This is a genomic window from Donghicola eburneus (assembly GCF_900115865.1).
In the GTDB taxonomy this organism is placed as follows: Bacteria; Pseudomonadota; Alphaproteobacteria; order Rhodobacterales; family Rhodobacteraceae; genus Donghicola; species Donghicola eburneus.
Genome location: NZ_FOXY01000002.1, coordinates 481,828 through 493,272 on the forward strand (window position 1 = coordinate 481,828; position 11,445 = coordinate 493,272).

The 11,445-nt window shown below is 59.4% G+C and carries 11 protein-coding genes; 5 read left to right on the forward strand and 6 right to left on the reverse strand.

The genetic code is table 11. From position 1 onward, the window contains the following. Positions 1-133 precede the first annotated feature (133 nt). Positions 134-457 (reverse strand): hypothetical protein, encoded by a 324-nt coding sequence (locus tag BM225_RS04975; RefSeq protein ID WP_072707422.1) that lies wholly within the window; start codon positions 455-457, stop codon positions 134-136. A 183-nt stretch (positions 458-640) separates the two neighbouring features. Here BM225_RS04975 and BM225_RS04980 point away from each other — a divergent pair, with 183 nt between their 5' ends. From BM225_RS04980 to BM225_RS04995, 4 genes are all read left to right on the forward strand, one after another. Continuing rightward, the gene (locus tag BM225_RS04980; RefSeq protein ID WP_072707424.1) at positions 641-1,462 is read left to right on the forward strand and encodes a TIGR00282 family metallophosphoesterase; all 822 of its coding nucleotides are present in this window, start codon (positions 641-643) and stop codon (positions 1,460-1,462) included. A 183-nt stretch (positions 1,463-1,645) separates the two neighbouring features. Next, entirely contained in the window at positions 1,646-3,367 is a 1,722-nt protein-coding gene (locus tag BM225_RS04985) for an SLC13 family permease (protein WP_083595724.1), read from the forward strand. 96 nt (positions 3,368-3,463) lie between these two features. Next, on the forward strand, positions 3,464-4,204 hold the full coding sequence (locus tag BM225_RS04990; RefSeq protein ID WP_072707427.1) for a YebC/PmpR family DNA-binding transcriptional regulator: 741 nt from the start codon (positions 3,464-3,466) through the stop codon (positions 4,202-4,204). A gap of 160 nt (positions 4,205-4,364) precedes the next feature. Further along, entirely contained in the window at positions 4,365-5,267 is a 903-nt protein-coding gene (locus BM225_RS04995; RefSeq protein ID WP_072707428.1) for a DMT family transporter, read from the forward strand. On the opposite strand, the gene BM225_RS05000 is transcribed toward BM225_RS04995, so the two are convergent. Together BM225_RS05000 and mgtE are read right to left on the reverse strand one after the other, a co-directional pair. Further along, positions 5,268-5,825 carry a 5-formyltetrahydrofolate cyclo-ligase gene (locus tag BM225_RS05000; protein ID WP_072707430.1) on the reverse strand — a complete coding sequence of 186 codons (558 nt, stop codon included), beginning with the start codon at positions 5,823-5,825 and terminating at the stop codon, positions 5,268-5,270. Further along, a complete protein-coding gene (gene mgtE / locus BM225_RS05005; protein ID WP_092463939.1) occupies positions 5,822-7,216 on the reverse strand; it encodes a magnesium transporter in 1,395 nt (464 codons plus the stop codon). The genes BM225_RS05000 and mgtE overlap by 4 nt, the downstream gene beginning before the upstream one ends. Before the next feature lie 125 nt (positions 7,217-7,341). On the opposite strand from mgtE, the gene guaD reads away from it, so the two are divergent. Continuing rightward, positions 7,342-8,637 carry a guanine deaminase gene (gene guaD, locus BM225_RS05010; protein ID WP_072707432.1) on the forward strand — a complete coding sequence of 432 codons (1,296 nt, stop codon included), beginning with the start codon at positions 7,342-7,344 and terminating at the stop codon, positions 8,635-8,637. Between the two features lie 74 nt (positions 8,638-8,711). Here guaD and BM225_RS05015 read toward each other — a convergent pair whose 3' ends face one another. From BM225_RS05015 to BM225_RS05025, 3 genes are all read right to left on the reverse strand, one after another. After that, positions 8,712-10,055, reverse strand: coding sequence for an 8-oxoguanine deaminase (locus BM225_RS05015; RefSeq protein WP_072707434.1), 1,344 nt, complete (start codon positions 10,053-10,055; stop codon positions 8,712-8,714). Between the two features lie 108 nt (positions 10,056-10,163). Further along, positions 10,164-10,979, reverse strand: a complete 816-nt coding sequence (hisN, locus tag BM225_RS05020; RefSeq protein WP_072707437.1) for a histidinol-phosphatase — start codon at positions 10,977-10,979, stop codon at positions 10,164-10,166. A 56-nt stretch (positions 10,980-11,035) separates the two neighbouring features. Further along, complete coding sequence (locus tag BM225_RS05025; RefSeq protein WP_072707520.1) at positions 11,036-11,410, reverse strand: helix-turn-helix domain-containing protein; 375 nt, start codon at positions 11,408-11,410, stop codon at positions 11,036-11,038. Positions 11,411-11,445 lie beyond the last annotated feature (35 nt).

Consider the following 11,445-nt stretch of genomic DNA (forward strand, 5'->3'; position numbering starts at 1 on the left):
TCAATCAACAAAACTGGAAAATGGCGCAATGCCCCTTGCGTCAACACGGCCAACGCATGCGAAGTGGTCAAAAATTGTTCAAGAAAATCAATCGGGGGCTGCGACCATCTGTCAGCGCGCCCCCGTTCTGCGCTCAGCGCTTGGGCATGTGCAAAAGGGTCCAGTGATGGACATAGCCAACCTCGACCCCGCCTTCGGCGATCCGGTCTGCAATCGCGCCTTGCTCAGTGCGCGGGCATCCGACCAGCAGCTTCGAGTCGTCATAGAAATCTCGGGACACCAGATTATAGCCAATCTCTTTGCAGATGCTGTTTTGGAAGGGATAGGGCCGGATTTCCTTGAGGCCCGACTGCCACGGCGGCGAATAATACCCCATCACGGCCTTTTCTTCGGGGTTGGTGGAGCTGCACCCTGCAGCGAGCAGGGCAATCGCGAGCGCCTTTGTGCCTGTGTTCATGTGAAGTCCTGTTATTATCTGCACTGCCTGATCGACCCATTCTAACCGATCACGCCACGAGTACAGCCACAATCCGGTGAACACCGCTGCAAGAGCGTCGATCCGGCGACAAATTGCGGTTTGTGACAAAATGCGGCGGCATTCCGCCTTGCTCTTGGGCGGGCATGGGCCTACGGACGAGCCATGAAACTTATGTTCCTCGGCGATGTTGTAGGCCGCGCAGGACGCGCTGCCATCCAAGAGCACCTGCCCCGCTTGAAAGAAGAGTGGGCGCTGGATTTTGTGGTCGTGAATGGTGAGAACACCTCGAACGGCATGGGCCTGAGCGCAGAGCACGCGAACCTGATTTTTCAGGCCGGTGCCGATTGCATCACCCTTGGCGATCACGCGTTCGATCAGAAGGATATGCTCCAGCACATCGAGAGTGACAGCCGCATCGTCCGCCCGATCAACTTTGCCAAGACCGCGCCGGGTCGCGGTTTCCGCATCTTTAACGCCCCGGGAGGGCGCAAGGTGCTAGTCGCGCAGATCCTCGGGCAAGTGTTTATGAAACGCCCGTTTGATGATCCGTTCTCGGCGATTGACCAAGTGCTAAAGACGCACAAATTGGGCGCGACTGTGAATGCTGCGATCGTGGACGTCCACGCCGAAGCGACCAGTGAAAAGATGGGCCTTGGGCACTGGATGGACGGCAAGGCCAGTCTTGTGGTCGGCACGCACACCCACGTTCCCACCGGCGACACGCAGATCATGTCCGGTGGCACGGCCTACATGACGGATGCAGGCATGTGCGGCGACTACAACAGTGTGATCGGCATGGACAAAGCCGAACCCCTGCGCCGTTTCGTGACTGGCATGTCCAAGGGCCGCTACACCCCCGCCAATGGCGAGGCGACCCTGTCTGGCATCTACGTCGAAACCGACGACCGCACAGGTCTTGCGAAAACTGTTTGCATGGTGCGTCAGGGCGGACGACTTCAGCCTTCGGGGCCGGTCGCCTCCTGATAGAATGCCTATTGCGCCAACTTTTGCCGGTTTCCATTGCAATGTTGGACCACTGCACGCTTGCTCTGGTCGATCAGTTGCGAAAGAATGCCTCTGCTGTGCCCTAGGGAGCGGAGACTAGTCTAAGTGTTAGCACTACCAGACGCCTATCAGGCGATCCTCGCGTTGGTCATTGTGATCGGTATGTTCGTTCTGTTCATGCGCGAGACGTATCCCACCGAAGTGGTGGGCATCATGGGTGCAGCGTTGATGATGGCGCTCGGCATTCTGCCCTATCAAAGCGCGCTCGACATCCTGTCCAACCCCGCCCCGTGGACGATTGGTGCGCTGTTTATCGTCATGGGCGCGCTGGTGCGCACCGGAGCCCTCGCAGCCTTTACCCAATTTGCGGACCACAGGGCCAAGCAAAACCCCAAAACAGCACTGTTCGGATTGATGATCGCTGTGGTGATCTTTTCCGCGTTCGTGTCGAACACGCCGGTGGTCGTTGTCATGATCCCCGTGTTTATCCAATTGTCACGCACCCTAAACATGGTGCCCTCTCAGTTGCTGATTCCCCTGAGCTACGCGACCATCCTTGGGGGTACGACCACTCTGATCGGCACCTCGACCAACCTGCTGGTTGATGGTGTCGCCCGTCATCAGGGGCTAGAGCCGTTTACCATTTTCGAAGTCACGCCTTTGGGCGTTGTCCTGATCGCATGGGGCGCGGTTTACATGCTGTTCATCGGCAGCCGCCTGCTGCCCAAACGGGACAGCCTTGCTGGTATGGTCGGCAATCGGTCAAAGATGAAGTTCTTTACCGAGGTTGCGGTCCCCGAAGACAGTGCCCTGATTGGTCAGGATGTAGTGTCCATTGACCTGTTCAAGCGCGACGGCGTCCGCCTGATCGACGTGCTGCGCGGGGACGCGTCGCTCCGCCGCGATCTGACAACTGTCGTCCTGCAAGCCGGTGACCGCGTGGTTCTACGCACCGAGATGACTGAGCTTCTCGGCCTACAGCAATCCAAAGACCTCAAGATGGTCGACAAGCTGTCCTCGGTCGAAACGCAGACTGTCGAAGTCCTGATCACCCCCGGATGCAAGATGGTCGGTCGCAGCCTGGGATCCATGCGTCTGCGTCGTCGCTACGGCGTCTACCCCTTGGCCGTCCACCGCCGAAACCAGAACATTGGCCGCCAGCTGGATGATCTGGTGGTGCGCGTCGGTGACACGCTACTGCTCGAGGGTTCGCCTGCGGACATCCAACGCCTCGCCCTCGACATGGAGCTGGTCGATATCGCGCAGCCGACCGAGCGAGCGTATCGCCGCAAGCAGGCTCCCATCGCGATCATCGCCCTGTTCGCGATCGTTTTTCTCTCCGCAATCGGTGTCGCGCCCATCCTCATGCTATCGGTCTTTTCGGTGGCGATCGTGCTGGTCACGCGCTGTATTGACGCTGATGAGGCGTTTGAGTTCGTCGAGGGACGGCTGCTCGCACTTATCTTTTCGATGCTCGCGATCGGAGCGGGCTTGCAGAACTCTGGCGCGGTGGACCTGATCGTGTCCGGCGTGGCCCCCGTGTTGGAAACCATGCCGCCGTTTATCATTATCTGGTCGATCTTCTTGCTGACCTCGGTGCTGACGGAGTTGGTGACCAACAACGCGGTGGCTGTGGTGGTGACGCCGATCGCCATTGGCCTTGGGGCAGCCATCGGCGCAGACCCGAGGCCGCTGGTTGTTGCGGTCATGGTTGCGGCGTCTGCCAGCTTCTCGACCCCGATTGGCTATCAGACCAACACGCTGGTTTACGGGCCTGGTGGGTACAAGTTCACCGACTTTATGCGCGTCGGGATTCCCTTGAACCTGAGCATCGGTTTAATCTCTGCGGCGCTTATTCCGCTGATTTGGCCTCTCTATAACTAAGCTTGGCCAGATTTGTGCACACGGGGGCGCTTGCAGCCCACCGTGTGCCTACCTTATAGAGGCACAAAGCTGAGAATTAGGTAATCGGAGGCACCCATGGCCGGCCACTCTAAATGGGCTAACATCCAGCACCGCAAAGGTCGTCAGGACGCGGCTCGCTCCAAACTGTTTTCAAAACTCGCGAAAGAGATCACCGTCGCTGCAAAGATGGGTGACCCCGATCCGGACAAGAACCCGCGCCTCCGTTTGGCCGTCAAGGAAGCCAAGTCGAACTCTGTCCCCAAGGACGTGATCGACCGCGCCATCAAAAAATCGCAGGCGGGCGAAGGCGATGATTACGAAGAAATCCGCTACGAGGGATACGGCCCCAACGGCGTGGCCGTGATCGTCGAAGCGATGACTGACAACCGTAACCGCACCGCATCGACCGTGCGTTCGACCTTTAGCAAGAACGGCGGCAACCTTGGTGAAACCGGTTCGGTCGGGTTCATGTTCGAGCGCAAGGGCGAGATCACCTACCCCGCGTCGGTCGGCGATGCTGACGACGTCATGATGGCCGCGATCGAAGCGGGCGCCGAAGACGTCGAGTCGTCTGAAGATGGTCACACCATCTACACAGCGGACACCGATCTGGCCGAAGTGTCGAACGCACTGGAAGCGGACCTTGGCGAGTCGGAATCCACCAAGCTGATCTGGAAGCCCACCACCACATCCGAGCTGGATCTGGAAGGCATGCAGAAGCTGATGAAGCTGATTGACGCGCTCGAAGATGATGATGACGTGCAGCGCGTCACTACCAACTTCGAAGCCAGCGACGAGGTGATGGCGCAGCTCTGATCTATTGTCATCTCTGCAAAGCATCAAGGGCGCGACCGGTCAAACCGGCGCGCCCTTTTGAGTATTTAAGGCAAAAAGAAGCAGTGGTGTTTTCTGCTGCAGGGATGGGGCTGCGTTTCTAGGGGCTTGCGCAGGCACGGATTTCGGGTGTGATAGCGCAATGGAAGACACACGCGCACATCGTCCCGGTCGGGGCATTTTCTGGATGGTTCTGACCGGTTTCCAGTTCGTCGGAATGACGACTCTGGTAAAATCACTGGGGACGGCGATCCCGGTCTATCAAAGCGCATTTCTTCGGTTCGCTTTGGGGCTGGTGTTTTTTATCCCTTTGGTGCCGTCGCTCCTGCGGGCATTGCCCACCGGCCGACAAGTGCGGTTGATCGCAGCGCGCGGCGTCGCGCACACCATCGGCGTGTCTCTCTGGTTCTATGCGATGGTGCGCATTCCTCTGGCGGATGTCACTGCGCTGAATTACCTGAATCCAATTTACGTGACCTTAGGCGCGAGCCTGTTTCTGGGGGAACGGCTCGCACTGCGCAGATTGATCGCGGTGGGGATTGCACTGCTTGGCGCGGTTGTCATTTTGCGGCCCGGGTTTCGAGAACTGGATCCCGGTCACATTGCGATGCTCGGGACATCGCTTGGGCTGGCCACGAGTTACTTGATCACCAAGCAGCTGAGCACGCAGATGAATTCCGCGCATGTGGTGGCATGGCTTTCTATCGCAGTCACCATTGGTCTGATGCCGATGGCGGTGACCCACTGGGTGAACCCAACGCTACCCCAGCTTGGATTGTTGCTGGCGGTTGCGGGGCTCGCGACGGGTGCGCATTACACCATGACGCTCGCGTTCAAAGAGGCGCCGGTCGCAGTAACCCAGCCTGCAACATTCCTGCAATTGGTGTGGGCCGTTGCACTTGGAGCGCTGGTGTTCGGAGAGGGTATCGACCCCTTCACCGTTTTGGGCGGTGGCGTGATCATCGCGTCGGTCAGCTACATCACGTGGCGCGAAGCCATGATAAAGCGCAAAATCACGCCGCCCGCAGCGGCAACCAAGTCCTGATCAGAGGCTGATCACGCCCTGTTCCGTGATGATCATATCGAGCGGTTGATCTGTCGGCTCTAGCGGCAGATCTTCCGCCTCTTGGGCAGCATAGGCAAAACCAACAGCGAGCACGGGCCCCGAGGCGCGTAGCACTTCCAAAGTCCGGTCGTAGAACCCGCCACCATAGCCCAGACGCCCGCCCTTGCGGTCGAAGGCCACCAGCGGGACGATGACGATCTGCGGAATGATCCAGTCACCGGCGGCAGGGACTTTGGCCCCGAACGGGCCATCTGTCATCGCGCAATCCGGCTCCCACGCGCGGAACTGCAAAGGCTTGCCCTCTGCCTCGATCACCGGAACACCCACGGGGCCGTAGGCCGCAGCCTCTGCCATCGCGGGCAGCGGATCAATCTCGGTCCGGATCGGCATGTAGCCTGCAATCGGGACCCCCCGATGCCCGGCGAGGAACGAGGACAGCTCCCCTGCCCGTCCGGGGCGATGGTTGGCATGAGCCTCTTTGCGGCGGGCAAAGGCAGCCTTGCGGGCCTCTGCCTTGATAGCGGTCAGGTCGGTCATAGCATCACAGCGCTGGCGAGACCGAGGAAGGCGAAGAAGCCAACCACATCAGTCACGGTGGTCACGAAAGTGCCGGACGCCAGAGCGGGATCGACGCCGACACGCTCCATGATAATCGGGATGACCGTCCCAGCGAGCGCCGCAACGACGAGGTTCACCACCATTGCGACAGCGATCACGCCGCCAAGCACTGGGCTGCCAAACCAGATGATCCCGACAATTGCCATGATCACCGCGAAAGCGACCCCATTGATCAAGCCCACGAAACTCTCGCGACGGATAACCCGCCAGACGTTAGAGCCAGTCAAGTCTTTGGTCGCGAGCGCACGGACGGCCACAGTCAGCGACTGCGTGCCTGCGTTACCGCCCATAGATGCAACGATCGGCATTAGAACAGCCAAGGCAACCACGGTGGCAATCGCGTCCTCGAATTGGGCAATCACAAGGCTGGCAAGGATCGCCGTCAGCAGGTTCACCGCCAACCACGGTAGGCGCTGCTTGGTCGTCTCAATCACGCGGTCGGACAGGCTGCCGTCGCTGACACCCGCCAGCAGCAGGATGTCTTCTTCGTGCTCTTCGTCCAGAACGATCATCGCGTCATCGATTGTGATCATCCCAACCAGCCGCCCATCATCATCCACGACCGGCGCAGAGATCAGGTGGTACTGGTTGAAGGCGTAGGCGACGTCTCCCTGCGCAGTGGTCGCGGGGATCGTCCGAAAGGTGTCTTCTTGGATGTCGCTCAGGTAGATCGCACGTGGGCTGCCCATGAGCCGCCCAAGGGTCACGTTCCCGACAGGCCGCATACGAGGGTCCACGAGCGTCACGTGGTAAAACTGTTCTGGCAACTCTTCGGAGGCACGCAGAAAATCAATCGCCTGCCCAACGGTCCAATGTTCGGGCGCAGACACGACCTCGCGCTGCATCAAACGGCCGGCAGAATACTCGGGGTAGCCTAGAGACTGCTCGACTGCGGCACGATCAGCGCCATCCAGCGCCTGCAGGATCACGCTCTGCTGTTCGCCTTCCAGATCTTCGATCAGGTCAACAACGTCATCGGATTCCAGATCCCGGACCGCATCCTTGAGGTACTGGCGCGGCAGAAACTCGATCACATCTTCGCGGATCGCCTCGTCCAGTTCGGACAGCACCTCACCGTCGAACAAGGCAGGGGCCAGCAGCAGAATTTCGCGCCGCTCTCCGCCATCGATCTGCTCTAGGAAGTCGGCAATATCCGCTGCGTGCAGCGGCTCGAGCAAGGCTGAGACACGCTCAGAATCGCCAGCCGCCAGCGCCAGCCGAATGGCTGCCACGCGCTTGCCGTCGAGGATCGCCTGATCCTCGTTGTCCAGAACGTCATGTACTTCGGACTCGTCTTTGTCATCCAACATGTCGCCCTCCATTCTGATTTGTGGGCACCTTAGCGAGCCACTATAAAAAGGGACAGAGGGAAGCCACCTTTTCCTTTGCCGCGACGCCACTTATGGTCTGATCCGCTAAGTAGGAGGCGACGTTCATGTCCAATCAAACGCTGATGATCGGCCAAACCCTGTGGTTCGATAGCGATGCCATGCAAAACGGGGCTGATGCAGCACGCTATCATCGGCGCGGCGGCATTCTGATCGACGGTGGAAAAGTCGCAGATCGCGGGGATGCGGATGACCTTCGAAAAAGTTACCCACAGGCAGACGTCGTGGACTGTGGAGAAGGACTAATTCTGCCCGGTTTCGTAGATGCCCACATGCATTATCCGCAGACGAGAATGATCGCGAGTTGGGGCAAGCGTCTGATTGACTGGCTGAATACCTACACCTTTCCCGAGGAAATGACCCTTGCCGATCCTGCCGAGGCACGGGCCCGTGCAGACCTGACGCTGGACTTGGCGCTCGCACATGGAACCACCACGCAGGTCAGCTACTGCACCATTCATCCGTGCAGTGTGGATGCTTTCTTTGAGTCAGCTGCAGCGCGTGGAATGCGTGTTTTTGCAGGCAAAACCTGTATGGATCGCAATGCGCCCGATGGCCTGCGCGACACACCGCAAACCGCCTATGATCAGAGCAAAGAATTGATCGGCAAATGGCATGGCAAGGGCCGTGCCGAATACGTCATCACTCCGCGGTTTTCACCCACCTCGACTCCGGAACAACTCGAGGCGCTTGGCGCTCTGTGGGCAGAGCATCCGAACTGCCTGATGCAAACGCACCTTAGTGAGCAGACCGACGAGATTGAATGGGTCAAGTCATTGTTCCCGAACGCAAAAGACTACCTAGAAACCTATGAGCAGTTTGGCCTACTCGGGGAACGCGCGCTTTATGGTCATGTGATTCATATGGAGCCGCGCGAGATGGATCGTCTGGCCGAAGTGGGCGCAGCGGTCGTGCACTGCCCAACGTCTAATACCTTTATCGGGTCCGGGGTCTTCGAGGCCGCCAAGATGGCGTCGCGGGGCATTCGCGTCGGGCTAGCGACAGACACTGGCGGCGGGTCTAGCTTCTCAATGCTGCGGACGATGGCAGCCGCCTACGAAATCGGTCAGCTGGCGGGCACTGCGCTGCACCCAGCGCAACTCTTGTGGCTTGCCACCGAAGGCTCGGCGCGCGCCCTGAAGGCCGAGGATCGCATCGGCACGTTAGCCATCGGCAGCGAGGCTGACATCACCGTTCTGGATCTGGCCTCCACCCCTGCAATCGCGCAACGCCACGCCCGTGCGAAAGACATTTGGGAAGCACTCTTCCCAACAATTATGATGGGCGACGATCGCGCTATCAAATCCGTTTGGGTCAATGGTCATCCGGTCACAGGCGAATGAAGGTAAGGGAAATCGCCATTGCGGCGAATTTCCCACACAGAGTTATCCACAGGCGTTAACGATTTATTAACCTTTTAGGTGCGTTCGGCCAACCGCTTCGCGAGGCGGTTTTGTTTTTCCACAAGTTGCCCCAAGTCGACTGTGGATAGCTGCCCGTCTGACACAACCTGACGGCCTTCGACGAATAGATCGCGCACGCGGGACGGGCCCGCCAAGAGCAAGGCCGCAGGATCCCAACTGCCCGCACTTTCGATCCCGCGCGTATCCCAGATGGCGATGTCTGCACGTCTACCAACCGCCACACGGCCGCACTCGGGACGCCCCAGAACATCGGCGCCGCCCCGCGTCGCGATCTCGAGCGCTTCGCGCGGGCTCATAGCGTCCGCTCCGTTCTGCACCCGCTGCAAGAGCATGGACTGCCGCGCCTCGGCGATGAGGTTGCCAGCGTCATTGCTGGCCGATCCGTCCACACCAAGGCCAACGGGAACGCCCGCATCCCGCATTGCTCGGACGGGTGCGATGCCCGACCCAAGGCGGCAGTTCGAACAGGGGCAATGTGCGACCCCTGTCCGAGTGCGGGCGAACAGATCAATCTCGGCACCGTCCAACTTCACACAGTGTGCATGCCACACATCGGGACCGGTCCAGCCCAGATCCTCAGCGTATTGGCCAGGACGGCACCCAAACCTTGCCAGACTATAAGCGATATCTTCTTCGTTCTCGGCCAAGTGGGTGTGCAGCATTACCCCCTTGTCGCGCGCCAAAAGCGCCGCGTCCCGCATCAGATCGCGGCTGACGGAAAACGGGGAGCATGGCGCGATACCCACACGAACCATTGCCCCTACGGATGCGTCATGGTGGGCGTCGATCACGCGGATGCAATCCTTCAGGATGTCCGCCTCGCGCTCGACCAGACTGTCAGGTGGAAGGCCGCCATCGCTTTCGCCGATGCTCATGGCCCCACGGGTCGGATGGAACCGCAGCCCGATCTCGCGCGCAGCGGCGATAGTGTCATCCAACCTTGCGCCATTGGGGTAGAGATACAAATGGTCCGAGCTGAGCGTACAGCCCGACAGTGCCAACTCTGCCAGCCCAACTTGGGCAGAGACAAACATCTCTTCGGGTCCCATTGCAGCCCAGATAGGATAGAGCTTCTGCAACCAGCCAAAGAGCAACGCGTCCTGCGCCCCGGGTACGGCGCGTGTCATCGATTGGTACAGATGATGGTGCGTATTTACGAGGCCCGGCGTGACAACGCAGCCGCGCGCATCAACCGTTTCCGCCGTACCCGACTCGAGTCCCTGCCCGATCTCGGCAACTACGCCGCCAGAGAGGCGCAGATCCACGCCGGTCAACTCGCGACGGTCGTCGTCCATGGTGATGAGAGTATCGATATTGCGAATGAGAATGTCGGACACGGCATTTCCCCTTCTGGTCAGCCATGTCCTTCTCAGATCACAATCAGAGATGCGCGGCGCCAGAGAAGGACAAAGGATACACCGCTCTCACATCTCTAAGCCCGCAAATCAGATGTTCGCAAGACCTTCTTCCAGCAGACGCATCGCTTCGGCGTGGTGCGCCTCGGACGCGGCGGCGATGACACGACCACCATTGTGGGCCGGCCCTCCGTGCCAATCGGTGACGATCCCACCCGCTGCTTGGACAACAGCTTGGGGCCCTTGGATATCGTAGGGGTTCAGCCCCGCCTCGACCACCAAATCGATTTGGCCCGCCGCGAGCAAAGCATACGCGTAGCAATCCATGCCATAGCGTACCAATTGCATCCGGTCGCCCAAGTAGTGGAAGGCGCGCCGCTCGTCCTGCGTGCCCACCTCGGGGAATGTCGTAAAGAGGATCGATTCGTTCAAAGGGCGCGGACCCCGCACCCGAAGGCTGCGGCGACCGTGGGGCCCATCACACCAAGCTTGGTTGAACCCACCAAAGAAGCGTTCCTGAATGTAGGGCTGATCCACGACGCCCATGATCGGGCCGTTTTCATCAGACAGCGCAATCAAGACGCCCCACGTCGGCGTGCCGCTGAGAAAACCGCGCGTACCGTCGATGGGATCTAGGACCCAAGTCAGCCCGCTCTCGCCCTCTTGCTTGCCCATTTCCTCGCCAAAGATGCCGTCTTGCGGGCGCCGGCGCTCTAGCACGTTGCGCATCGCGGCTTCGGCAGCGCGGTCGGCTTCGGTCACGGGGTCAAAGCCATCTTCTTCCTTGTTGTCCGCCATCAGGTCTGGATTGCGGAAAAACGGCAAAATGGCCGCGCGGGCAGCGTCGGCCATTTCAGAAGCCACATCAATCAGAGTGGTTTGGGTCTCGGATGTGAAACGCGACATGGGGCAGCCCTTTGGTGAGTGGTTTCAAAGGGCGCTACCCCGTAGGGCGCTTCAAATCAAGCCACGTCGCTCAGAACACGCGCGAGATCAAAGAGACGGCGGCGCTGGTTTTCCGGAATCGCATAATAGGAGCGGATCAGGTCCAGAGCTTCTTTATCGCCCAAGATATCAGCAGGCAGTGCGGGGGCTTTGTCTGCGGCAGGTGCGTCTTGTCCTTCGAGGCCCTCGAAGAAAAAGCTCACCGGAACTTCGAGAGTGGTGGCGATATCCCATAAGCGGGATGCGCTAACCCTGTTAGCTCCTGTTTCGTATTTCTGGATTTGCTGGAATTTAATTCCAACCCGCTCTGCCAGTTGTTGTTGCGTCATGCCGATCATCCATCGGCGGTGACGAATACGACGGCCAACGTGGACATCCACAGGGTGCGTCATTTTTAGCTCCATTATGGTCAGCCCGTCGTCAATTT